22 protein-coding genes and 1 tRNA gene are annotated in these 21,833 nt (G+C 64.8%); 13 read left to right on the top strand and 10 right to left on the bottom strand.

Annotated elements, in window-relative coordinates:
• Positions 1 to 61: 61 nt before the first annotated feature.
• The 3 genes from QOL79_RS05105 to QOL79_RS05095 all read right to left on the bottom strand — a co-directional run bounded on the left by QOL79_RS05105 (position 62) and on the right by QOL79_RS05095 (position 1,336).
• Entirely contained in the window at positions 62 to 331 is a 270-nt protein-coding gene (locus QOL79_RS05105; RefSeq protein WP_283418853.1) for an usg protein, read from the bottom strand.
• Positions 328 to 555, bottom strand: a complete 228-nt coding sequence (locus QOL79_RS05100; RefSeq protein ID WP_283418852.1) for a hypothetical protein — start codon at positions 553 to 555, stop codon at positions 328 to 330. Before QOL79_RS05100 ends, QOL79_RS05105 begins: the two co-directional genes overlap by 4 nt.
• A 193-nt stretch (positions 556 to 748) precedes the next feature.
• Positions 749 to 1,336: a LuxR C-terminal-related transcriptional regulator gene (locus QOL79_RS05095; RefSeq protein ID WP_058455492.1), complete on the bottom strand. Its 588-nt coding sequence runs from the start codon at positions 1,334 to 1,336 to the stop codon at positions 749 to 751.
• A 202-nt stretch (positions 1,337 to 1,538) separates the two neighbouring features.
• Between QOL79_RS05095 and QOL79_RS05090 the strand changes: the two genes are divergently transcribed.
• The 5 genes from QOL79_RS05090 to QOL79_RS05070 all read left to right on the top strand — a co-directional run bounded on the left by QOL79_RS05090 (position 1,539) and on the right by QOL79_RS05070 (position 8,132).
• Positions 1,539 to 2,483 carry an NAD(P)/FAD-dependent oxidoreductase gene (locus QOL79_RS05090; protein ID WP_283418851.1) on the top strand — a complete coding sequence of 315 codons (945 nt, stop codon included), beginning with the start codon at positions 1,539 to 1,541 and terminating at the stop codon, positions 2,481 to 2,483.
• Positions 2,480 to 4,015, top strand: coding sequence for a phytoene desaturase (locus tag QOL79_RS05085; protein ID WP_283418850.1), 1,536 nt, complete (start codon positions 2,480 to 2,482; stop codon positions 4,013 to 4,015). The genes QOL79_RS05090 and QOL79_RS05085 overlap by 4 nt, the downstream gene beginning before the upstream one ends.
• Before the next feature lie 193 nt (positions 4,016 to 4,208).
• Complete coding sequence (locus QOL79_RS05080) at positions 4,209 to 5,585, top strand: cryptochrome/photolyase family protein (RefSeq protein WP_283418849.1); 1,377 nt, start codon at positions 4,209 to 4,211, stop codon at positions 5,583 to 5,585.
• A 178-nt stretch (positions 5,586 to 5,763) separates the two neighbouring features.
• A complete protein-coding gene (locus QOL79_RS05075; RefSeq protein WP_502957469.1) occupies positions 5,764 to 7,275 on the top strand; it encodes a cryptochrome/photolyase family protein in 1,512 nt (503 codons plus the stop codon).
• Positions 7,276 to 7,433: 158 nt separating this feature from the next.
• Positions 7,434 to 8,132 (top strand): GTP cyclohydrolase I, encoded by a 699-nt coding sequence (locus QOL79_RS05070; RefSeq protein WP_058455497.1) that lies wholly within the window; start codon positions 7,434 to 7,436, stop codon positions 8,130 to 8,132.
• On the opposite strand, the gene QOL79_RS05065 is transcribed toward QOL79_RS05070, so the two are convergent.
• Entirely contained in the window at positions 8,129 to 8,584 is a 456-nt protein-coding gene (locus tag QOL79_RS05065) for a DUF3429 domain-containing protein (protein ID WP_282949885.1), read from the bottom strand. The genes QOL79_RS05070 and QOL79_RS05065 overlap by 4 nt on opposite strands.
• Positions 8,585 to 8,731: 147 nt before the next feature.
• Here QOL79_RS05065 and QOL79_RS05060 point away from each other — a divergent pair, with 147 nt between their 5' ends.
• Entirely contained in the window at positions 8,732 to 9,286 is a 555-nt protein-coding gene (locus QOL79_RS05060) for a fasciclin domain-containing protein (RefSeq protein WP_283418847.1), read from the top strand.
• Between the two features lie 644 nt (positions 9,287 to 9,930).
• On the opposite strand, the gene QOL79_RS05055 is transcribed toward QOL79_RS05060, so the two are convergent.
• Entirely contained in the window at positions 9,931 to 10,101 is a 171-nt protein-coding gene (locus tag QOL79_RS05055; protein WP_082657742.1) for a DUF1328 domain-containing protein, read from the bottom strand.
• A gap of 257 nt (positions 10,102 to 10,358) precedes the next feature.
• Here QOL79_RS05055 and QOL79_RS05050 point away from each other — a divergent pair, with 257 nt between their 5' ends.
• From QOL79_RS05050 to QOL79_RS05040, 3 genes are all read left to right on the top strand, one after another.
• Positions 10,359 to 12,188, top strand: coding sequence for a cation:proton antiporter (locus tag QOL79_RS05050; RefSeq protein WP_283418846.1), 1,830 nt, complete (start codon positions 10,359 to 10,361; stop codon positions 12,186 to 12,188).
• A complete protein-coding gene (locus QOL79_RS05045) occupies positions 12,185 to 14,119 on the top strand; it encodes an AsmA family protein (protein ID WP_283418845.1) in 1,935 nt (644 codons plus the stop codon). Before QOL79_RS05050 ends, QOL79_RS05045 begins: the two co-directional genes overlap by 4 nt.
• 293 nt (positions 14,120 to 14,412) lie before the next feature.
• Positions 14,413 to 15,423: a sensor histidine kinase gene (locus QOL79_RS05040; RefSeq protein ID WP_282949889.1), complete on the top strand. Its 1,011-nt coding sequence runs from the start codon at positions 14,413 to 14,415 to the stop codon at positions 15,421 to 15,423.
• Between the two features lie 89 nt (positions 15,424 to 15,512).
• Here the strand turns inward: QOL79_RS05040 and QOL79_RS05035 are convergent, their stop codons facing one another.
• From QOL79_RS05035 to QOL79_RS05025, 3 genes are all read right to left on the bottom strand, one after another.
• Entirely contained in the window at positions 15,513 to 16,238 is a 726-nt protein-coding gene (locus QOL79_RS05035; protein WP_283418844.1) for an SDR family NAD(P)-dependent oxidoreductase, read from the bottom strand.
• Between the two features lie 230 nt (positions 16,239 to 16,468).
• A complete protein-coding gene (locus tag QOL79_RS05030; RefSeq protein ID WP_283418843.1) occupies positions 16,469 to 16,657 on the bottom strand; it encodes an Arm DNA-binding domain-containing protein in 189 nt (62 codons plus the stop codon).
• Between the two features lie 193 nt (positions 16,658 to 16,850).
• Positions 16,851 to 16,936 (bottom strand) — tRNA-Tyr (locus QOL79_RS05025).
• A 79-nt stretch (positions 16,937 to 17,015) separates the two neighbouring features.
• Here QOL79_RS05025 and rlmB point away from each other — a divergent pair.
• A complete protein-coding gene (rlmB, locus tag QOL79_RS05020; protein WP_283418842.1) occupies positions 17,016 to 17,783 on the top strand; it encodes a 23S rRNA (guanosine(2251)-2'-O)-methyltransferase RlmB in 768 nt (255 codons plus the stop codon).
• Between the two features lie 3 nt (positions 17,784 to 17,786).
• Here rlmB and QOL79_RS05015 read toward each other — a convergent pair whose 3' ends face one another.
• Positions 17,787 to 18,104 (bottom strand): 2Fe-2S iron-sulfur cluster-binding protein, encoded by a 318-nt coding sequence (locus QOL79_RS05015; protein ID WP_058455506.1) that lies wholly within the window; start codon positions 18,102 to 18,104, stop codon positions 17,787 to 17,789.
• Between the two features lie 101 nt (positions 18,105 to 18,205).
• Here QOL79_RS05015 and QOL79_RS05010 point away from each other — a divergent pair, with 101 nt between their 5' ends.
• The 3 genes from QOL79_RS05010 to QOL79_RS05000 are packed head-to-tail and all read left to right on the top strand — an operon-like array spanning position 18,206 to position 19,830.
• Positions 18,206 to 18,823: a DNA-3-methyladenine glycosylase family protein gene (locus tag QOL79_RS05010; protein ID WP_058455507.1), complete on the top strand. Its 618-nt coding sequence runs from the start codon at positions 18,206 to 18,208 to the stop codon at positions 18,821 to 18,823.
• A gap of 24 nt (positions 18,824 to 18,847) precedes the next feature.
• Positions 18,848 to 19,246 (top strand): ketosteroid isomerase-related protein, encoded by a 399-nt coding sequence (locus QOL79_RS05005; protein WP_283418841.1) that lies wholly within the window; start codon positions 18,848 to 18,850, stop codon positions 19,244 to 19,246.
• Positions 19,243 to 19,830, top strand: a complete 588-nt coding sequence (locus tag QOL79_RS05000) for a GNAT family N-acetyltransferase (RefSeq protein WP_283418840.1) — start codon at positions 19,243 to 19,245, stop codon at positions 19,828 to 19,830. Before QOL79_RS05005 ends, QOL79_RS05000 begins: the two co-directional genes overlap by 4 nt.
• Before the next feature lie 400 nt (positions 19,831 to 20,230).
• Here QOL79_RS05000 and tig read toward each other — a convergent pair whose 3' ends face one another.
• Positions 20,231 to 21,817 (bottom strand): trigger factor, encoded by a 1,587-nt coding sequence (tig, locus tag QOL79_RS04995; RefSeq protein WP_204991490.1) that lies wholly within the window; start codon positions 21,815 to 21,817, stop codon positions 20,231 to 20,233.
• Between the last annotated feature and the right edge of the window lie 16 nt (positions 21,818 to 21,833).

Here is a 21,833-nt window from a genome sequence, read left to right as displayed (position 1 = left end):
TTTTTAGGAGGATTGTCGGCGGCGGGGGTTAGGCAGGCAGCGACCTGGCCGGCCGCTCGCCCTATTCCAGCGACCGCAGAATATCGGCCGCCCGCCACTCGGCGGGTCCGATCAGCGCATGATGCGCGATCCGTACCGAATGGAGCGCAGCTTCGATCCGCCGCCGCCACATGGCCAGAAAATCGAACAGCACCGGAAAGTCCGGCGGAAGATCATAGTCCTGCCAGACAAAGAGCTGGAGCAGCGAGGGATGATCGGGCCGGTAATAATGGATCTCGGCGGTCGTCAGTCCATAGCCGTCCAGCTGCGCGATCAGCGCCCGGTCGGTCATGGCGCGCGCGCTTCGCCGCCGTCGAGCGAGCGGGGCGCCGCCAGCACATCGTCGACCGGCACCGCGCGCCGCACGCCCGGCGGCTTGCGGAGCGCCGGCCGGTTGCGGACCGCCGAGCGGTCCGATGCCCAGGATGCGAGGAGGGCGCGCTTGACCTCGGGCTCCAGGCTCGGGTGACGCGCCACGTCGAAGGGATGAAGAAAACGGGAAAATGGCTCGGACATGATCGTGCCTCCTTCCTTGTCGCCATTCCTTTCTCGTCGTGCGGCAACAGGCCGCGGGAGCAGATTTTGGGAAGCCAGCGAGTCGAGTCAAGAGGGCCGAGGCCGTTGAAAAGGGGGCCTTGTTTCTCCCAACCGGGGAACAAAAAATTCTGCCCGATCCTCTTGAAGCAAAGCGGTGCGCTTTCGGCGGCCGTCAGTAACCCGCTTCGACCGCCAACCGGATGGCATCCGCAGTGGTCTCGACGCCGAGCGCACGCAAAAGTGCCGACCGGTGCATCTTCACCGTGCGCTCCGACAATGAAAGTGCGAATGCGATCTGCTTGTTGAGCTGCCCGCTCGCCATATGCTTCAATACCTCGCGCTGCCGCGGCGAAAGCGCCTCGATCAATTGGCGCGCCCTTGCGGTGCGCTGGGCAGCCGCATCCTCGACGCCTCCTACTTCCATCTGGGATCCAAGGAAATATTCGAGCTTTCCGGTGACCCCGAATATCGGCGCGACGAGGACGGCGTTGCGGAACGGCGAGCCGTCCTTGCGATAGTTCAGGATGTCGACGAGCGCGGGCCGGCGCGCGCGGATTGAGGCGCGCAACGTCTCGGTCAGTTCAGGCTCGGTGCCGGGGCCGGAAAGAAAACGGCAATTCCGCCCGATAATCTCCTCGCGTGCATATCCCGTCAGCGCCGCGAACGCCGCATTGCATTCGACGATCGGATTGTCGGGCAACCGCGGGTCGCTGATCACCGCAGCGATCGGGCTCGCCGCGATCATCGTCTTCAATGACATAGCTTCCTGCCTGCTCCTCGCCTCATGCCCCAAGGGACATGTTGCGACACTTGCCCCCTCTCATGCAAGCCTCGTCGGCGCCGGAATGCGGCGGAACGAGAAAAACCCAGATGATCCATGATGACCGGGGCCGCGTTGCGGCTCGCGATACTTCCGCTTCCTGCATTCCGTTGTCGATCGACGCTATGGTCCGGTGCCCTCCATGCATGTAGCGATCGTGGGCGCGGGAATCTCCGGCCTCGCCTGTGCCCACCGGCTGCGGGACGCAGGCATTGCCGTCTCCGTTTTCGACAAGGCTCGCGGCGTCGGGGGGCGGCTTGCAACGCGGCGCTCCAAGCTCAGGGGCCGGGCCGTCGGTTTCGACCACGGCGCAACACATTTCACGGCACGGTCGGACGGTTTCAGGCGCCTCGTAGGCCAGTGGGAGGCAGCGGGGCTTGCGGCGCGCTGGCCTGCCGCCGGCGCCGACAGCTGGGTCGGGACGCCGACGATGACTGCCCCGATAAAGGCGCTCGCCTCGGGCATCGATGTCAGCCTCTCGACCCCGGTTACCGCCCTGACCCGATCGGGCGAAGGCTGGACACTGCACAGCGAAGCGGTGCGCCTCGGCGATTTCGACGCGGCGGTGGTCGCGATCCCTTCCGAGCAAGCGGCGCCGCTCCTGTCGCTTCACGACTTCGAGATGGCGCGCGCCGCCATGTCGGTGCGATCCTATCCATCGTGGAGCGCGATGTTCGCCTTTCGCGAGCGGATTGCCGATCTTCCCGACTTCGTGCGCGGCGCAGGCCCCATCGTGACCGCCGCTCGCGACAGCGCCAAGCCGGGACGCACGCCCGGTGAGCGGTGGGTCGTGCAGGCCGACTGGACGTGGTCGGAGGCGAATCTGGGCCGCGACAGCGCGGATGTGTCGGAGGCACTACTTGCTGCTCTCGCGGATGTAGCCGGCCGCCCCCTGCCGCGCCCTTTCCATGCGGCCGCGCACCGCTGGCTGTTTGCCCAGCCCTCGGGCCGGGACCTCACGACGCTCTGGAACGATGCGATCGGGCTCGGCGCCTGCGGTGACTGGCTTTATCATGGCTTTGCCGAATATGCATGGTTGTCCGGCCATGTGCTGGGCGCGGCGATCGCTGCGGGAGCAAACCGATGACGGCTGCCGTCGTCATCGGCGCGGGCTTCGGCGGTATCGCTTTGGCGATCAGACTGCAGTCGGCGGGCATGGAAACACTGCTGGTCGAGGCGCGCGAGCTTGCAGGCGGCCGCGCCTATATGTTCGAGAAGGAAGGCTTCCGGTTCGACGCCGGCCCGACCGTCATCACAGACCCCTCCTGCCTCGCCGAGCTCTGGGCGCTAAGCGGCGACACGATCGATCGCGATGTCGATCTGCTTCCCGTTGCACCCTTCTATCGGCTCAGCTGGCCCGACGGATCGCATTTCGACTACAGCAATGATCGCGGCGCACTGAACCGGCAGATCGCCGCCCTCGAACCGCGCGATCTGGAAGGCTATGAACGATTTCTCGGCTACGCGGCCGCAGTCCATGAGGAAGGATATGTGAAGCTCGGGGCGGTGCCGTTCCTCGATTTCCGCTCGATGCTGAAAGCGGCGCCGGCGCTGGCGCGGCGCCGTGCCTGGCGCTCGGTCTACGCAACCGTCGCCGGCTTCGTGAAAAATGAGAAGCTCCGCGAGGCCTTGTCGTTCCACACCCTGCTGGTCGGCGGCAATCCGATGACGACGAGCAGCATCTATGCGCTGATCCACAAGCTCGAGCAGGATGGCGGCGTCTGGTATGCCCGCGGCGGCACGAACCGCCTGGTTGCCGGCATGTCGGCGCTGTTCGAGCGCCTCGGCGGAACGATCCGTCTGGGCGATCCCGTGGTGCGGATCGAAACGCGGGGCGACCGCGCGACGGCTGTCGTGACGAAGAGCGGCTTCCGCGCGGAGGCCAGCGTCGTCGCATCAAACGCGGACTTATTGCACAGCTACCGGGATCTGCTCGATCATCCCCGCGGGCCGCGAGAAGGCGCGCGGCTGACTCGCAAAAGCTGGTCCCCGAGCCTTTTCGTTCTCCATCTGGGCGTGCGGGGGCGCTTCCCCGGCATTCCGCATCACATGATCCTGTTCGGACCTCGATACCGCGGACTTCTCGACGACATCTACCGTCACGGCAGGCTTGCGGACGACTTTTCGCTCTATCTCCATCATCCCAGCGCGTCCGATCCCACCGTCGCGCCCGATGGGCACAGCAGCTTCTACATTCTCGCGCCGGTTCCGCATCTCGGCCATGCTCCGCTCGACTGGGACGTCGAAGGGCCGAGGCTGGCGGCGCGCATGATCGCCGAGATCGAGCGGCGGCTGATTCCGGATTTCGGCGACCGTATCGTGACGAGCCTCGCCTATGCCCCGCCCGATTTCGAACGCGATCTTGCCGCCCATCACGGCAGCGCCTTCAGCCTTACTCCGTCGTTGACGCAGAGTGCATGGTTTCGCGGCCACAACCGCGACGACCGTATCTCCAACCTCTACTTCACCGGTGCCGGCACCCATCCCGGCGCCGGCATTCCCGGCGTCGTGGCGAGCGCGAAAGCAACGGCCGGTCTCATCCTCGACGATATCGGCGCACGGCCGGCCGCGCACGGCCGCGGCCCTGTCGCTCGGAAACAACAGGGGCCGGGAAGATGACCGCGACCGGCCTATTGAGGAGCGAGGCCGGCGCGCCGGCCACGGGCATTGGCGGTTCCACCGGCGGCAGGGCCCTTGCGACCTTTACCTTGCCGCGGTGGGGGGCGATGGATTGTCATCGCCGGGCGGTGCGGCGCTGCGCCGCACCGCCCGAAACCCTGGCCCATGATGGGCGCGCGGACCGGGGAACGGGATGACCCGAACATCGATCTTGTGGTTCCGGCAGGACCTCCGGCTCACCGACCATCCGGCGCTGACGGCGGCGATAGCCGAGGGCGCTGTCGTGCCGGTCTATATATTGGACGATGAGGCGCCCGGGGATTGGTCGATCGGCGGAGCGCAAAGGTGGTGGCTTCACCACAGCCTCACGGCCCTCGACGCCAGCCTCCGCAAGCGGGGCAGCAGGCTGGTTCTGCGGCGCGGCGCAGCGGCGGCCGAGCTGGAGAAGATCATGATCGAAACCGGCGCGCGCCATGTCTTGGCCACGCGCTGTTACGAGCCATGGTGGAAACGGATCGACGCGGCACTGTCTGCCCGCGCAGACCTCGTGCTGCACGACGGCAATTATCTCGCCCCGCCGTCGGCCATCACGAACATGAACGGCGAGCGTTACCGCGTCTTCACCCCATGGTATCGCCGGCTGCTCGAGCGAATGCCGCCCGCGCTGCCGCTGCCGGCTCCGGACCGCATTGCAGGCCCCGAGCTGTGGCCGGAGTCGGAAGGGCTTTCAACGTGGCGCCTCACGCCGACCGGGCCCGATTGGACCTCGGGCTTCGGCGCGTGGGTGCCCGGCGAGAAGGGGGCTCTTCGCGCACTTCGCGACTGGCTCCCGGCCGCTGGCGATTACAAAACCGATCGCGACTATCCCGCTCGGCCCGCGACATCGCGGCTCTCCCCCCATCTCCACTTCGGCGAAATCAGTCCGCGAACGCTTTGGCATGCGCTCGGGGACCGCGACGATCCCGGCGCCGAAGCTTTTCGTTCCGAAATCGGCTGGCGCGAACATGGTCTCAATCTCGTCGATCAAATGCCCGATTATGGCGAACGGAACGGCCGCGCTCCCTTCGACCGCTTCCCGTGGCGAACGGGCGCGGCGGCGGATCGGGACTTTCGGGCATGGCGCCGGGGCCGGACCGGATATCCTGTCGTCGACGCCGGGATGCGCGAACTCTGGAGCACCGGATGGATGCACAACCGCGTCCGGATGATAACCGCGTCCTTCCTGGTCAAGCATCTCCTCATCGACTGGCGGCGCGGCGAGCGTTGGTTCTGGGACACATTGCTCGACGCCGATTTCGGCTCAAATGCGATGAACTGGCAATATGTCGCCGGCACGGGCGTCGATGCGCCCGTCTTTTCGCGGATCATGTCGCCGCTCCTGCAGTGCGAGAAGTTTGCGATGGGAGATTATGTCCGCGCGTTCGTGCCCGAACTCTCTCGGCTCGGTGACAGCGAGATTGCCGCAATGCATGGCGGCGGGACCGGCATTGCCGGCTATCCGGCGCCGCTCGTCGGCCACCAGGAGGCTCGGAGCCGTGCACTGGCCGCGTGGGAGTCGCTGCGCGCCTGACGAAGATCACGCCGAAGCCCGTGGCGGCGCGGTTTGCCCGAAAGTCCAGCTGTCGGTGCCGCTCGAAAGCGCTCAAGACCCTTCGGATGAGCATCGGGAAAGTTATCGCCCGGATATGCGGCGGCCGGCAGGTCGATGCGCATCGTCTCCGGATGGCCGCAGCGCGAGCGAAGCGGGATTGAAAAACCAGCTCGTCCTCATCCTCGGCGACCAGCTTACCCCGGCCATCTCGTCGCTGCGCGGGCTCGATCCGGCGAGGACGCGTGTCCTGATGGTCGAGGTCGCAGCCGAGGCCGGCTATGTCGCGCATCATCGCAAAAAGCTCGCCTTCGTCTTCTCCGCCATGCGTCACTTCGCTGCCGAGCTGCGCACGGACGGGTGGGACGTAGAGTATGTGCGGCTCGACGATGCCGGAAATAGCGGCTCGCTTGCATCCGAGATCGAGCGGTTCAGACGCCGTCATGGCAAATTGCCGCTTCGGGTGACCGAAGCCGGCGAGTATCGCGTCGCCGAAATCCTGCGGTCGGTCGCCGACGTGACAATCGTCCCTGACGATCGCTTTTTCATCAGTTCCGCCGAATTCGCCGAGTGGGCCGAAGGGCGCTCGCAGCTTCGGATGGAACATTTCTACCGGATGATGCGGCGGCGCACCGGCATTCTCATGGACGGCGACAAGCCGCTGGGCGGCAAGTGGAATTTCGATAGCGACAACCGCAACGCCGCAACGCGCGATCTCATGATGACCCAGCCGCTGCAATTTACGCCGGACCGCGTGACGCGCGAGGTCCTTGCCATGGTGACGGAAAACTTCCCCGACAATTTCGGTAATCTCGAGCCCTTCTGGTTCGCGGTCGCCCGCGGCGACGCCGGGGCCGCGTTCGAGGATTTCGTGAGCACGCGTCTCTCGCGCTTCGGCGATTATCAGGATGCGATGCTGGCGGGCGAGAAGTATCTCTACCACGCGGCGATCGCCCAATATCTGAACGCCGGTCTGCTCGACGCGCGCCATCTGTGCTGGGTTGTCGACAGCGCGTATCGCGCCGGAAAAGTGCCGATAAATGCCGCCGAGGGCTTCATTCGGCAGATTCTTGGCTGGCGCGAATATGTTCGCGGCATCTACTGGTGGCGGATGCCGGGCTATGCCGACGAAAATGCGCTCGGCGCGTCGAGGCCGCTCCCCGCGCTCTATTGGACCGGCGACACCGATATGGCCTGCCTTGCGTCCTGCGTCGCGCAAACCCGCGAGGAGGCCTACGCCCACCATATCCAGCGGCTAATGGTGACCGGCAATTTTGCGCTGCTGGTCGGCGTGGCCCCCGCCGAAGTGCATCGCTGGTACCTCGCCGTTTACGCTGACGCCTATGAGTGGGTCGAATTGCCGAACACCATCGGGATGAGCCAGTTTGCCGACGGCGGCCTGCTCGCCTCCAAGCCCTATGCCGCAAGCGGCGCCTATATCAACAGGATGTCGGATTACTGCCACGGCTGCCGATATGACGTGAAGAGCCGGACCGGCACCAACGCCTGTCCGTTCAACTTCCTCTACTGGGACTTCATCGCCCGCCACGCGACGATGCTCCGCGCCAACCCGCGCATGCGGATGGCCGCAGACAGCTGGATGCGGTTCAGCGACGCCGAGCGGAAAAATGTGCGCGCCAGCGCTCGCAATTTCCTGCAGGCATTGCGGTAAGTCGGAACCGCGGACGGATCGCACCGTCGGCCGCGTTCGCCGACGGCATCGCGGGCTGCCCGAAGAGGCATATTGTTGCCCGGGCTTTCGCGCGAGAGACGTCGGCGGCGGGGCTATTCTGCCCCGATCCTGAGGAAGCGCCGACGGCACGCGAGCCCATGCCAGCCAAATTCCCAAGCGATGCGCCGGGCGGCGAGCGCTCCGGCACGGTTCCCCCCGATGTCATCGAAGCCATTCGGACCATGCTGCGCTGGATCGGGGAGGACCCCGACAGGGAGGGCTTGCGCGAGACGCCGGGCACGGTCGCTCAATCCTTGCGCTCGGCCCTATCGGGACACAGGGAAGGCGTGATGTTCGATGTCAGGCCAAGAGCAAGCGAAGAGTCCGGGGCGCCGGAAATGATAGTCTTGCGAAATACTCCCTTCGACACAGTCCGGGAAACCGATCTTGCTCTGGTGACCGGTGTGGCGACGGTCGCCTATCTGCCCGATGCGATGACCGCAGAAGCCTCCGCGATCCGGCATGCGCTGGCCATTCTTGCCCGGCGCCTTCAGACGCAGGAGCAGCTCACCGCGGACTTCGCGGAAGCGATCTGGGACCGGCTGTCGCCAGCGGGTGTCGCGGTGATCATCGAAACCAGACATGTCGATCTGGTCACCGGCATGCCTGCGACCGACCTCGCGGTGACCACACGCATAATGCTCGGCCGCTTCAGGGATGATCCGGAGATGCGCCGCGCCGTTGCCGCGCTGATAGGCCCCGGCCCACCCGCATCCGGAACGCGCGCCGCCAATGCGAGCCGCTCCCGCCAGAGAATTGCGGTTCCCGGGGACGATGGCGAGGCCGGAACACGCTAGATGAAAGCGAAGGCGAGCCCCGAAACACCGAGGCCGATCGAAAGGCGCCATCGCAACCTGTTCCAATCGGTCGCACCGGCATGCCCGCCGACGATGGCCCGATCGACCAGCGGCGACAGGATGAGGGCAAGCGACAGCACCGCGAGCGAGGGCTTCGGCCACGACCAGCCGACAAGCCAGGGCAAGAAACTCGCCCAAACGGCAAGCGAGGGCAGCACCGCTGCTACGGGGGTCCAGCGCGGCGCCGACGGCCGGGACGATGCCAAACCCCACCAGAGGCCGCCGAGAAAGGAGAGGATCGAGGCGAGATAGAAATAAAGAAGAGCGAGCGCGGTCCAGTAATAGTCCAGGCCGCACGCCAGCGGCAACAGCAGGCATGCGGCGGGGGGAAGCAGGCCGGCGTAACCAAGCGTTTCCTGCATCCGGGAGACGGAGAGAATAGGTTCGGCCATCGTCGGATTATTCCGCCCACCCTATGCTGGCGCAATCTGCCCTTTGATGCATCCCCCGCCCGAAAGGACATGTCGCCGCCAGAGGCACAGGAACGTAGACAGGCGGTGTCCCCTTCCCCCCAGGGACGGTTTGCAAAGGAACGACATATGTCCATTTCCCGCATTGCGCTTTCGATCGCGGCCGCGAGCATGACCATCGCCGCCGGTACCGCCGCCGCCAAGAACCCCGCAGTCGGCGGCGCGGCCATGTACGAAACGAAGAATATCGTGGAGAATGCCTCCGCATCGAAGGACCACACGACGCTCGTCGCCGCCGTGAAGGCGGCCGGCCTTGTCGACACGCTCGCGTCGCCGGGACCCTTCACGGTATTCGCGCCGACCAACGCCGCTTTTGGCAAATTGCCGGCAGGCACGGTCGATACCCTGCTGAAGCCCGAGAACAAGGCAACCCTGACCGGCGTGCTCACCTATCATGTCGTTCCCGGCCGTCTTACCGCCGCGGACCTTGCGGCGCAGGCTCAGGCCAATGGCGGAAAGGCCGTCCTCACCACCGTCCAAGGTGGAAAGCTCACCATCTGGCAGCAGGACGGCGCCTGGTATGTCGGCGATGCCAAGGGCGGCAAGGCAAAGATCGGCCCTGCTGATGTAATCCAGTCGAACGGCGTGATCCACGTGATCGACGGCGTCCTTCTGCCGGGCTGATACAAGAGGCGCGATCGCGCTCGTCGATCGCGCCGGCTCCCGGGCCGGCTCGCGCCTGTTTGCGCCAGCCGGCCAAAGGAGCCTGAATGCCTCGATGCGGCCGCGCGCAGACTGAATGCCGGGCCGGATTAGACTATCCCGCCTTTTCGGCGCCGCCGCCACGGCCTTGCGCCTTCACGGCGCGGCTCTCGCCGGCCACAAGCTGGCCGAGCTAGTCCATTTTCAAGAACAGCCGCTCGTCATTTTGGTGCGAGCCGGGATTCCCCAATGCGACCTTGACCGCGACCGCTGTGAGTCCCCCCACGGGATTTACCCCCACATTATCTCGTCGGAATTGGGGGGAAGCACTGTGCGGGGGAAAGTCTATCCTCCCCCACTCCTCCCACACACTATGGTCCGGCTGCAAGCGGACTTGCTCGGACGCGGGAGACGAAGAGGGCATATCGCCCCAGGTTTTCCAGGGTCAGGACTCATTGATCAGAGCCAGCCCGCGCCCGATCAGATAGCGGCCGTCAGTCGGGACCGGATAGCCGCCGAGGCTCGCATTTATGTCCCTCAGAGCATCCGTGCCGAAAATTGCCGGCGGCCCGTAAGGATGAGCCGCCGGCCAAAGTTATGAGCGCGTGCCATGCGCTCGGGGAGGATCAGGGAAGCGTCCGCCGACCGCGCCCAAACACGAGAGCAACGACGAAAAGCACTGCGGCGATGATCAACAGGATCTTGGCGAACTCCGCCGAAAGGCCGGCGATGCCGCCGAAACCCAGAAGCGCCGCGACGAGCGCGATTACGGCAAAAATGATAGCCCAGCGAAACATGATCTTCTCCTTCTTTCAGGGCGCGATTCCGGATGACCCGATGCGCGCGCCGGGGCAGCGACTGCGCTGCCCCCTTACTTGTTCTGATGGACGGATAACGTTGAATCCCGACGTTTGGTTCCGCCGCCGCGCCGCCGTTCGTCTGTTTCGGGATCATCCTGCCGATAATCGATCTCCGCCCACGACCGTGATGCCATCGATCGACATATCTGACCCACGCCGGGAACCAACGGTTCGCCTGCCGCATACCCCCCCATATGTTTGCCATTGACTCGCTGCTCGTCAAAATCGCCCTCATCGGCATCATCGGCCTCGGTGCGCAGTGGATTGCATGGCGGACGGGTCGCCCTGCGATCGCGCTGATGCTAATCGCGGGGATCATCGCCGGCCCCGTTCTTGGGCTCATCGATCCCGAGCGCGATTTTGGCGCGCTGCGCGAACCGATCATCAAGCTCGCGGTAGCGGTGATCCTGTTCGAGGGCGGTCTCAGCCTCAGGTTCCGCGAGCTGAGACAAGCGGGTACGGCCGTCCTGATGCTCGTCTTCATCGGCGTGCCGCTCGGCTGGGCGCTGGGGACCGCCGCGGCCTATTACGGCGCCGGCCTGCCGCTCGAGCTCGCCGCGCTGTTTGGCGGCGTCATGGTCGTCACCGGCCCCACGGTGATCTCGCCGCTGCTACGCTCGCTCAACATTCCGCCGCGCGTCAAGCATATGCTCAAATGGGAAGCGATCGTGAACGACCCGATCGGGGCGCTGATCGCGGTCGGCGTCTACGCCTATATCACGCACGGCGGCGGCGCGAGCGCGACCACGGTCGTCGCCGATGTCGTTGCCGCAAGTGCGCTGGCGATCCTAATCGGCATCGCCGCCGGCTTCGCGCTCACCACCGCCTATCTGCGCGGCTGGATTCCCGAATATCTGAAAGCGCCGATCCTCCTGACCTCGGTTATCGCAGTGTTCGTGCTTTCCGACCTCGTGATGCACGAGACTGGGCTCATCACCGTCACCGTGATGGGAGTGGTGATGGCAAACCGCGAAACCTATTCGAGCCACATGCTTCGCCGGTTCAAGGAGGATCTGACCATCCTTCTCGTGTCGGGCGTCTTCATCATCCTGTCGGCGACGCTCGACTGGCAGGTGGTGCAAAACTTCGAGCTGCGTTTCATCCTATTCCTGTTCCTTCTCCTGTTCGTGGTGCGCCCGCTCACGATCATGACCGCGCTGCTCTTCACGCGCATTCCGATCCAGGAAAGGCTGTTTGTCGCATGGATCGCGCCGCGGGGCATCGTCGCGGTGGCCGTGACCGGTTTGTTCGCGCTGCGCCTCACCGACTATGGCGTGCCCGGCGCCGAGGCGCTCGTGCCTCTGGGGTTCGGCGTCGTGATCGTCACCATCTTCGCACACGGCTTCACCGCCGCCGCCGTCGCCCGCTTGCTCGACCTCGACCGCGGTAAGGGCAACGGCGTTCTTCTCGTCGGCGCCAACAGCTGGACGATCGCCTTCGCCGAGTTCATGAAGAGCCAGGACCGCGAAGTGCTGATCGCCGACGAGGACAAGCTCGCGCTCCGGCGCGCGAGGCGCGTCGAGATTCCCGTCCATCATGGCAATATCCTCGACGAGGCACATGAGGACGAGATCGAGCTCGGTCAATATCGCCAGCTGATCGCCGCCACCGGTAGCGACAGCTACAACGCGCTTGTGTGCAGCGAGCTGGCGCCCGAGATCGGGGCCGATCGCGTCAGCCGCACCGGCGGCCAGTCGCGCCTCAAGGGCTTGCGCCGAGGCCGCATCTTCACGCTCGCCGGCACCTCGATCGAGGAGCTACTCGACCGCCTTCAGGCAGGCTGGACCTTCGGGCGGACGCGGATCACCGAGAAGTTCACCTATGAGGATTTCGTGGTGCGCATGAAGGCGAATGGCGGCGACAGCCTCGCCGTCGCCAAGGCGTCGGGCGATCTCGTCATCTTCTCGATCGACCGACGGCCCGCCGTTGAAGTCGACGATGTCATCTGGACCTTCGTCCCACCCGAAGGTCCCGCGAAGCCGGTGTCGTCGCCGATTACCGGCTCGGCGGAGATCGCAGCATGAAAGCCCATTGGAGCGCCCTTGCCGAACGAACCAAGGCTCTAACCAACGCTCTGCCGCGCAAGGTGAAGATCGCGCTTGCTGCCATAAGCGGTCTGCTCCTGGCCGCAGTCCTGCTCCTCGGCGCATTCCCGGTCGGGCTGCTCCGCGGCGCAGCCGAACGCAGTCTGTCGAACCAGTTCGGTGCGGCGGTGGAACTCGGCGCGCTTGAACGCGACGGTCTGCTTTCCTTCACGCCCCTCGTCACCGTGCGCGATCTTCGCATCGGCCAGCCGAAGTGGGCGGGTCCGGGCGACATGGTGAAGGTCGAGCGCGCCAGCGCCCGCGTGTCCATTTTCTCCCTCCTGACGGGTGATGCCACACCGCGCACGCTCGACATCGACGGGCTCGATCTGGCGCTCGTCCGCGATGCAAAGGGCAACAGCAATTGGGGCGGCCCCGCCGACCGGGGGGGCGAAGCGAGCGAACCGCTCCGCATTGCCGAAATCCGCATCCGGAACAGCCGCTTCACGCTGAAGGACAAAAAGCGACGGCTCGATATCGCCGGAACAATCGAGGCCGACGATCGCAAGGGCGTGAGGATCGCGGCAAGCGGCAGCTTCAACGGCGCCGCCGCGACGCTACGGGCCGACGGCGGCGGTCCATCGATCACTGCCACCGGCTGGCCCTTCACCGCCCGCCTGTCTTCCCCCATCCTCGATGTCCAGGCTACCGGAAGCATGGCCGCGCCGCTCGACGTTTCGGCGATGACAATGAAGATGTCCGCACGCGGAACCAGCCTCAAGGAGCTCGATCATATCATCGAGGCCGGGCTGTTCGGGACGCAGGCGATCGCGCTCGATGGCGATGTCCGCCGCAAGGGCGAAGACTGGTTCATCGACCGGCTGCAGGGCCGCATCGGTCGCTCAACGATCCGCGCCAAAGCGACGGTGGTCAAGCGCAGCGGCCGCACCAGGATCGACGGGACGATCGATGCGCCGGAACTCGACTTCGACGATCTCGCCGACGATGCGGGCCTCGCGGCGGCGCACGCAAGAGAAGCACGCATCGGCCCGCGCATTATCCCCGACACGCGCATCAATCTTTCGAAGATGGGACCGACGGACGGAACCATCCGCGTCTCGATCGCCCGCCTGCTGATCAAGGGCGGCTCGGTGTTCCGGAGCCTTACTGGGACGCTCAGCCTCGACCGGCGCGTGCTTCGCCTCGACAATGCCGTCGCCGGACTCGAACGCGGAAAAATGACCGGTTGGGTCAAGGTCGATTCTCGACATCCCGTGCCGATCCTCACGACCGAACTTCGCATCGAGGGTGCCTCATTCGACGCTTTCATCGGTCAGCCCGAGATGATCCGCGGTCCCGTTCGCGGGCTCGTCCGCATCACCGGTCGCGGCGACACCATCCGCGAGGCTTTCGCAGGCGGCAGCGGCACGATCGCCTTTGTCGCGAACGCGGGGGCCATGAATAGCACCGCCGCCTATGTCATCGGACAGGATCTTGGCGGCGCGATCGGCCAGAAGCTCGGCGACGACGACGAGATGACGCCGATACGCTGCGCGATCCTCGCCTTCAGCGCGAAGGGCGGCAAGCTGACCCCCGCCCCGCTCATCATCGACACCGCAATATCGCGCGCGACGGGCCGCGGCCTGATCAATCTCGACGGCGAGACGGTCGCGCTGTCGATGACCGGCGCGGCCAGCCAGAAGCCCGGCCTCAAGCTGGTCGATCCGCTGAAGGTCGAGGGTACCCTGTCGAAGCCCGAGATCAGCTTCGCACCCGCGGGCAAACGCGGCAAGTCGGGCGGATTGCTCGGCGCGGTCGGGCGCTCGATCGGAACCGCGCTGGGCCTGCGCAAGGACCCCGACGCCGATGCGCCGCGCCCCAAGCCGGGTTCGGTCAATTGCAGAGCGCTTTCGGCGGCAGCGCTCCGATAAGCATTTGGCTGGCGAAGGCCTCAATCGGGTATCGAAGACGCCGCAAAGCTCGCGGCGTCGAGCTCGGTCGCGTTCCATTTGCCGTTGGGAGAATCTCAAAATCTTGCTACAGATACGGCATTGGACGAGAACCAGTGAATGAGCATCCGTCTGACTGAGAGACTGCGCGCTCCCGCTTGCTTCGACGGGATCGCGCCATGCACAAAGACTATTCACACGATCTGATGGCTCCTGGGGCAATGCCGGTTGCGGCGCTCGACGCACTCCCCATTCTAACGATTGTCCCGCCATCGATGGCCGAGCGCATAGAAGCCTTCGACTGGTCGGCGACGCCTCTCGGACCTCGCCATGCCTGGCCGAACGAACTGACGATCATCGTACGCCAAATCCTCGATTCAAGCTTTCCCAAGGCGGTCGTCTGGGGATACGATTTAACGACAATCTATAATGATGCCTTTGTTCCTATTCTTGGCCAGAAGCCCGATGCGCTTGGTCGTGCATGGCCCGATATCTGGTCTGAAGCGTGGGACCATATCCGGGGGTATACCGAGCGCGCGTTTGCGGGCGAGAACACATATATAGAGAATCTGCCGCTGACGATCGAGCGCTCGGGAGCGCCGGAAGAGGCCTGGTTCACCTTCTGCTACAGCCCGCTGCGCCGCGCCGATGGCAGCGTTGCCGGCATGCTCGACACGGTGGTCGAGACGACGGCGATGGTCCGTGCACAGAATGATCTTGCTCTGGTCAATCAGGAGCTCGGCCATCGCCTCAAGAATACGCTCGCGATGGTGCAGGCAATCGCATCGCAGACGTTGCGCGACCATAGCGAAGGGCCAGCGTTGGCTGCCTTCAACGAACGCCTTGCCGCACTCGGCCATGCGCATGACGTGCTGCTCCGCCGCGACTGGACGGGTGCTTCGCTCGCCGAGGTCATCCGCGCCTCCGTCGAACCGCATGATGCGGGCAGCCGCGTCGCGATCGATGGCCCCGACATGCGCATCGGGTCGCGAACAGCCGTGGCGCTCTCGCTGATGCTCCACGAACTTGCCACCAACGCGATTAAATATGGCGCGCTTTCGGTTCCGGAGGGCTCAGTGAGGCTCGGCTGGCGCATTGACGCCGACACGCTGCACTTTCATTGGCACGAAACAGGCGGACCGCCATCGACGCCGACGGAGCGTAAGGGATTTGGCACGCGCCTCATCGATCGGGGGCTCGGCGGACGCAGCAAGGTCGACCGCCATTTTCTGCCGACGGGCCTTACGATCGACATCACAGCGCCGGCCAACGAGCTTGTTAGCTGAGACAGCGAATGGCCGCTTCCGGTCGGACTGCTTCTCGCACGATCTTCGGTAAAGCGGACAGCCAGAGACTTGGGAGGGTCTCGAAACGGTTAATACGGGATAGGCCTTCCATCCCAGCCAAAGAACCCGCCGCTGTCCGTCGGCGCTAGCTGGTCAATGACGGCCAGAATGTTTGCCGCACTGTGATCCGCACTAAAGAGCGATGATCCAGCTATTCGCGCCTGAAATGGTTGCGAGAGCGGCGTGTCCACGGTTCCCGGGTGCAGTGCCGCGACGATCGCATCCGGACTGTTGCGGGCGAGTTCTATTGCGAAGCAGCGAACCAAGGCATTGAGTGCCGCCTTGGAGGCCCGGTAGCTATGCCATCCGCCAAGCCTGTTGTCCGCAATCGAACCAACGCGCGCAGAGAGAAATATGGCGACCGCCCGTTGCCTCCGGGCCAGCAGAGGAAGAATATGCTTTGCGACGAGCGCGGGCCCTATGCTGTTGACCGCAAAGACCTCGGCCATCACCGAGGCGTCGAGCTGCCGAAGGCTCTTTTCAGGGCGGATGTCCGTTCCGCGGTGCAGGAGCCCCGTCGCCACGATCACAAGGTCGAGGACGCCATCCCGGGCGATTTGACGACCGGCCTCGGCAAGCGTGGCGTCGTCCAATATATCGATCGTCAGCCTTGTCACATTGGGATGATGGCACGGATGGGGGCGTCTGCTCCCTGCATAGATGCGGTTAAATCGACCCGATGCGACCAGCCGATCGATAAGCGCGGCGCCGATACCACCGCCGCTCCCGATCACCAATGCGCGCTTGCCGCCCAAATGCCTTTCCTTCCGGCTACTGGACCCACCCGGGTGACGGAACCCTTAAGGGGCGGCGGCAGAATATCCCACGTGTCTCAAAGGGAAGGTAGAGCGGTTGCCTAGAAGCCAGCCTCGACCGCCACTCGGATCGCGCTGCCTTCAAGATGTCTGAATACCGACTCATCGCAGCTCCTAGAACAACGTTCCAGATACATCGAAGGTTGTTCTAGATCCTTATGCCAGCGAACTCAGCATGTTCTCCTGCGGAAGACCGGCGAACACTGACGCTGGTCCTGCCGCTTGCCGTCGCGTTGCGGGCGTAAAAGCCAACAAGCCCCACCCCGCTTGTCCACCTTCAGGAACAGTCCGTCGCCGTCCTGATATATGCCAGGATGGGCCATAGCCGTCTTGATCGCCAAAGCCGTCAGCTTCTTCATAGGTTAACCCTCATATTTACCCCACACTCGGGAGGCTAACTTTGAAGGCCCGAGAAATTTACCCCACATCCCCTCACACTTCTTGCTGAGCTGCGGTGGAAGGAAATGGGATATTGGGAGCCGACCAATACGATTATACGCCAGGTTTTCTGGGGCTTTCAGCGATTTTAGGAGATGCCCTCGGACCAGAGGGTGGTGGACAGGGCTGGATTCGAACCAGCGTACGGAAACCCGGGCAGATTTACAGTCTGCTGCCTTTAACCACTCGGCCACCTGTCCATTGGGGCCCGCTTTGGGAAGAGGCCCAATGGCGAAACGAGACTTGCCTGTCAATGGCAGTCATGGGAAAGGCGCGGCCATGAGACAATTTTCCCGTCACCGCCGCCCGCAGGGCTCGGGCCAGCGCGGCCAGGCCATCCGTTTCTGGGGACGCCACGCCGTTCTCGCCGCGCTCGCCAACCCCGAGCGCACCGTAAAGCGCATCTGGGGCACGCGCGAAGCGTTGGGCCAGCTCGACCTGCCGCCGGTGATTCCGATCAGCTACGCCGACGTCGCCGATCTGGCGCGACTCGTCGCGCGCGATGCCCCGCACCAGGGCCTCGTGATCGAGGTCGATCCGCTCGAGGAAATCTACCTCGGCGACCTGCTCCAGGACGAGGTCGACGCGGAAAGCACGCGGCCGCTCGTCGTCCTCGACCAGGTCACCGACCCGCACAATATCGGTGCGGTGCTGCGCTCGGCCGCCGCTTTCGATGCCGCGGCGATCATCACGCAGGATCGTCACAGCCCGCCCGAAAGCGGCGTCATCGCGCGCTCGGCGTCGGGCGCACTCGAAACCGTACCGTGGGTGCGCGTCGTCAACCTGTCGCGCGCGCTGGAGGAGATCGCCGAGGCGCAATATTGGCGCATCGGGCTGACAGGCGACACCGAAACGACGCTGGGCTCGACGCTCGACGGCAGCAAGGTTGCGCTGGTGCTGGGGTCCGAAGGCGACGGCATGCGCCACAATGTGATGGAGCATTGCGACGTGCTGGCGAAGCTCCCCATCTCGCCGCGGATGGAGAGCCTCAATATCTCGAACGCCGCGGCAATCGCGCTCTACGCGGTCGCGACATCAGGCCAGTAAGGCTCAGTCCTCGGCGGCGATCCGCACGCGAAGACCGTCGAGCGCGTCGCTGAACGGAATCTGGCACGACAGGCGCGAATTGTCGTCGCGATCGGTCGTCGAATCGAGCAGGTCGTTCTCGTCCTCGCTCATCGCGGGGATCGCGCTCTTGTCGCCGCCCTCGATGTGCACATGGCACGTCGCGCACGAACAACAACCGCCGCACAGCGCCAGCAGCTCGTCGAAGCCTGCGTCGCGGATATTCTCCATCACGGTCAGGCTGGTGTCGCCCTCGATCTCATGCTCGGTCCCGTCACGCGTCACGACAATCAGCTTGGCCATGCTAGTCCCCATCGGTTTCTTGTCGCAGGCGCTATGTCGTGCGTTGCGCGGCAAATCAAGCGTTGCTATCAGCGGCGGCAAGAACAAATGGAGAATATGCGATGGGCCTCAGCCAGCGGCAACTGAACGCGGGAATCGACGCGCTGGCGGAACGCGACGCCAATTTCGCGCGTGCGCTCGGCCATGCGGGCTATCCCGAACCGCGCATTCGCGAACCGGGATACACGACTCTCCTGCGCACTATCGTCGGCCAGCAGGTGAGTGTCGCGGCGGCGAATTCGATCTGGAACAAGCTCGAGGCCGGGTTCGGCGAAGGATGCCCGGCCGAGGTGATGGCGGCCGCCGAATTCGACGCGCTGCGTGCCTGCGGCCTGTCGGCGCAGAAACAGGGCTATGCGAAAAGCCTCGCACAGCTCGTGATCGACGGCGAACTGAAATTCGACGCCCTGCCCGCCGATGACGAGGAGGCGATCGCATTGCTGACCAAGGTCAAGGGGATCGGCCGCTGGTCGGCTGAGATCTATCTGCTTTTCGCCGAAGGGCGCCCTGACATCTGGCCCGCGGGCGACCTTGCGGTGCAGGAGGCCGTCGGCCGCATCCTCCAGCTAGGCGAGCGACCGGGCGAAAAGGCCGTGCGCGAACTCGCCGAACCCTGGCGCCCGCACCGCGGGGCCGCAGCGATCTTCAGCTGGCACTGCTACAATATGGATGTGATCTGATCATCTCGTCAAGGACGCCATGGAATGACCACCCGCGACATCGTCACCGCCTACTACGCCGCCTTCAACGCGGGCGACACCGACGCGATGCTCGCGCTCGTCGCCGATGATATGCGTCATGACGTCAACCAGGGCGAACCGCGCCACGGCAAGGCGCTGTTCGCCGAGTTCAACGCGCATATGACGCGCTGCTACCGCGAGCAGCTCACCGACATGGTGATCTTTGCCGAGGGTGACCGTGCCGCCGCCGAATTCATCGTAAACGGCACCTATCTCGCTACCGACGAGGGTCTGCCCGAGGCAAATGGCCAGACCTACCGCCTTCCCGGCGGCGCCTTTCTGTCGGTCAACGCCGACGGCCTGATCGACCGCGTGACGACCTATTACAACTTGCAGGACTGGCTGAGGCAGGTCGGCGCGTGACGCTCGCGGTTGCGGCGGTGACGGGCGCGGAATTGGCCGAGGTCATCCCTGCCCTCGCCCGGCTGCGCATCGCGGTATTCCGTGACTTCCCCTATCTCTACGATGGCGACGCGGCCTATGAGGCCGATTACCTCGCTCATTTTGCCGCAGCCGAAGGCGCGGTCGTCGTGGTCGCGCGCGACGGCACGGAGGTCGTCGGCGCCGCCACTGCCGCGCCGCTTGCCGCGCAGGATCCGGCGTGGCGCGACCCGCTCGCGGCGGCAGGATTCGATATCGGCCATATCTTTTACTTCGGCGAATCCGTCCTGCTCGGCGAATATCGCGGCCGGGGTATCGGCCACGCCTTCTTCGACCATCGCGAGGCGCAGGCCCGCGCGCACGGCGCATCGCATGCCGCCTTCTGCAGCGTCATCCGCGCCGAAGACCATCCCATGCGCCCCGCCGACCACCGTCCCCTCGACGCCTTCTGGCGCCGCCGCGGCTACGCCCCGCTGGCAGGCGTGACGGCTACCTTCGACTGGAAGACAGTCGGGAGCGCGGAAGAGCAGCCGCACCGGCTGCAATACTGGACGCGTGGGCTTTGACCTTGGACAATGGCCTAACGACGGGTGACAGCTTTCGGCCGGAGGTGAATATTTATCCTCCCTGTGCCGCAGGCATGGGGAGGTGGCAGCGCGAAGCGCTGACGGAGGGGCTTTTGCGCCGCCGTTGTGGCCCCTCCACCACCGCCTGCGGCGGCGGTCCCCCTCCCATCGCTTCGCGACAGGGAGGATAACTCCTTCTTCGTCACCCCGGACTTGATCCGGGGTCCATGACTTCGCCGCTGCCGTGGATCCCGGATCAAGTCCGGGATGACGAAGGTGGGTGGCCAAACGTCCGCTCGCCACCCCAAAACAGCCAGTCGTCCGGCGCTCTACCAGAGAGCTAATAAAAAGGCCGGATGGATCGCTCCACCCGGCCTTTTTCATTCATCAAGTACGAAGCTTATTCGGCCGGAGCCGCCTTCTTCGCGGCCGGCTTCTTGGCCGGGGCCTTCTTCGCAGCGGGCTTTTCCTCGGTCTCGGCCTTCGGAGCCGCGGCTTTCTTCGCCGGAGCCTTTTTGGCGGGCGCTTCTTCGGCCTTGGCCTCTTCCTTCACCGCTTCCTTCTTGGCGGCCGGCTTCTTCGCGGCCGCCTTCTTGGCGGGCTTGTGATCGTGGTCGTGATGGTCGTGGCCGCAGCCCGGGCCATGAACGTGACCGTCATCATCGGCTTCGATCGCGGCTTCCAGCTCCTCGCGGGTGGTTTCGCGGTCGCTGATCTCGGCCTTCTCGAACAGGAAGTCGACGACCTTGTCCTCATACAGCGGGGCGCGAAGCTGCGCGGCGGCAAGCGCGTCCTGCTGGACATATTCGACGAAACGCTGGCGGTCCTCGGGGCGATACTGCTGCGCCGCCTGCATGATCAGGCGCTGCATTTCCTGGTTCGACACCTGCACGCCGTGCGCCTGGCCGATCTCGGAGAGCAGCAGGCCCAGACGGACGCGGCGCACCGCGATCGCATGATATTCGTCGCGATCCTTTTCGAGTTCGGCCTTCGCCGCCTCGGGATCGGCTTCGTGGCTCGCCTCATGCTCGAGCTGCTGCCAGATCTGGGCGAATTCGGCCTCGACCATCGTCGGCGGCACGTCGAAGTCGTGCGCGGCGGCGAGCTGGTCGAGCAGCTTGCGCTTCATGTAGGTGCGCGTCAGGCCATTGAGCTCCTGCTCGACCTGGTCCTTCATCAGCTCTTTCAGCTTGTCGAGGCTTTCGAGGCCGAGCGACTTCGCGAACTCGTCGTCGATCTTCGACGCGGCCGGAACCTTCACTTCCTTGACGGTGATCGCGAATTCGGCGGGCTGGCCCTTCAGATTTTCGACCGGATAATCTTCGGGGAAGGTCACCTTGATCGTCTTTTCGTCGCCAACCTTCGCGCCGACGAGCTGATCCTCGAAGCCGGGGATGAGCTGGCCCGAGCCGATTTCGACCGCCATGTCCTCGCCCGTGCCGCCGTCGAAGGCGACGCCGTCGACGCTGCCCGCGAAGTCGATGATGACCTGGTCGCCGGTCGCGGCCTTCTTCGTCTTCGGAGCTTCCTCGAAGCGCTTCATCTGGGCTGCGAATTCCTCGATCTTCGCCATCACCGCCGCGTCGTCGGCGGGAACGGTCAGACGCTCGAGCTTCAACCCGTCGACCGACGGGGCCGCAATCTCGGGCAGCACCTCGAGCGCAACGGTCAGTTCGGCATCCTTGCCGCGCTCATAGTCGTCGGCGAGCGTCACGCCGGGCTGGATCGCCGGGCGCAGCTTTTCCTTCGCGATCAGGTCCTTGACGCCCTGATCGATCGCCTTGTTGAGCGCATCGGCCGACAGCGCCTCGCCATGCATCTTGCGGATCAGGTTCGGCGGAACCTTGCCGGGGCGGAAGCCGGGCATCCGCACGGTCGGCGCGACAGCCTTCACTTCCTCATCGACGCGCGCGTCGATATCCTTCGCGGTGATGGTCAGGCGATATTCGCGCTTCAGGCCTTCGTTCAGCGTTTCGACGGTCTTCATTGCCTTGGTCTTATCC

The organism is Sphingopyxis sp. Geo48 (genome assembly GCF_949769155.1).
Classification (GTDB): domain Bacteria; phylum Pseudomonadota; class Alphaproteobacteria; order Sphingomonadales; family Sphingomonadaceae; genus Sphingopyxis.
The sequence above is the reverse complement of the archived record's forward strand: the minus strand, read 5'-3'. Positions and strand labels throughout refer to the sequence as shown.

Coding starts and splice junctions, on each gene's coding strand:
- tig (WP_204991490.1), bottom strand. CDS start 21,817: ATGAAGACCGTCGAAACGCTGAACGAAGGCCTGAAGCGCGAATATCGC.
- QOL79_RS05010 (WP_058455507.1), top strand. CDS start 18,206: ATGGGCCTCAGCCAGCGGCAACTGAACGCGGGAATCGACGCGCTGGCG.
- QOL79_RS05050 (WP_283418846.1), top strand. CDS start 10,359: ATGTTTGCCATTGACTCGCTGCTCGTCAAAATCGCCCTCATCGGCATC.
- QOL79_RS05105 (WP_283418853.1), bottom strand. CDS start 331: ATGACCGACCGGGCGCTGATCGCGCAGCTGGACGGCTATGGACTGACG.
- QOL79_RS05015 (WP_058455506.1), bottom strand. CDS start 18,104: ATGGCCAAGCTGATTGTCGTGACGCGTGACGGGACCGAGCATGAGATC.
- QOL79_RS05100 (WP_283418852.1), bottom strand. CDS start 555: ATGTCCGAGCCATTTTCCCGTTTTCTTCATCCCTTCGACGTGGCGCGT.
- QOL79_RS05085 (WP_283418850.1), top strand. CDS start 2,480: ATGACGGCTGCCGTCGTCATCGGCGCGGGCTTCGGCGGTATCGCTTTG.
- QOL79_RS05045 (WP_283418845.1), top strand. CDS start 12,185: ATGAAAGCCCATTGGAGCGCCCTTGCCGAACGAACCAAGGCTCTAACC.
- QOL79_RS05055 (WP_082657742.1), bottom strand. CDS start 10,101: ATGTTTCGCTGGGCTATCATTTTTGCCGTAATCGCGCTCGTCGCGGCG.
- rlmB (WP_283418842.1), top strand. CDS start 17,016: ATGAGACAATTTTCCCGTCACCGCCGCCCGCAGGGCTCGGGCCAGCGC.
- QOL79_RS05040 (WP_282949889.1), top strand. CDS start 14,413: ATGGCCGAGCGCATAGAAGCCTTCGACTGGTCGGCGACGCCTCTCGGA.
- QOL79_RS05070 (WP_058455497.1), top strand. CDS start 7,434: ATGCCAGCCAAATTCCCAAGCGATGCGCCGGGCGGCGAGCGCTCCGGC.
- QOL79_RS05060 (WP_283418847.1), top strand. CDS start 8,732: ATGTCCATTTCCCGCATTGCGCTTTCGATCGCGGCCGCGAGCATGACC.
- QOL79_RS05030 (WP_283418843.1), bottom strand. CDS start 16,657: ATGAAGAAGCTGACGGCTTTGGCGATCAAGACGGCTATGGCCCATCCT.
- QOL79_RS05080 (WP_283418849.1), top strand. CDS start 4,209: ATGACCCGAACATCGATCTTGTGGTTCCGGCAGGACCTCCGGCTCACC.
- QOL79_RS05005 (WP_283418841.1), top strand. CDS start 18,848: ATGACCACCCGCGACATCGTCACCGCCTACTACGCCGCCTTCAACGCG.
- QOL79_RS05090 (WP_283418851.1), top strand. CDS start 1,539: ATGCATGTAGCGATCGTGGGCGCGGGAATCTCCGGCCTCGCCTGTGCC.
- QOL79_RS05095 (WP_058455492.1), bottom strand. CDS start 1,336: ATGTCATTGAAGACGATGATCGCGGCGAGCCCGATCGCTGCGGTGATC.
- QOL79_RS05065 (WP_282949885.1), bottom strand. CDS start 8,584: ATGGCCGAACCTATTCTCTCCGTCTCCCGGATGCAGGAAACGCTTGGT.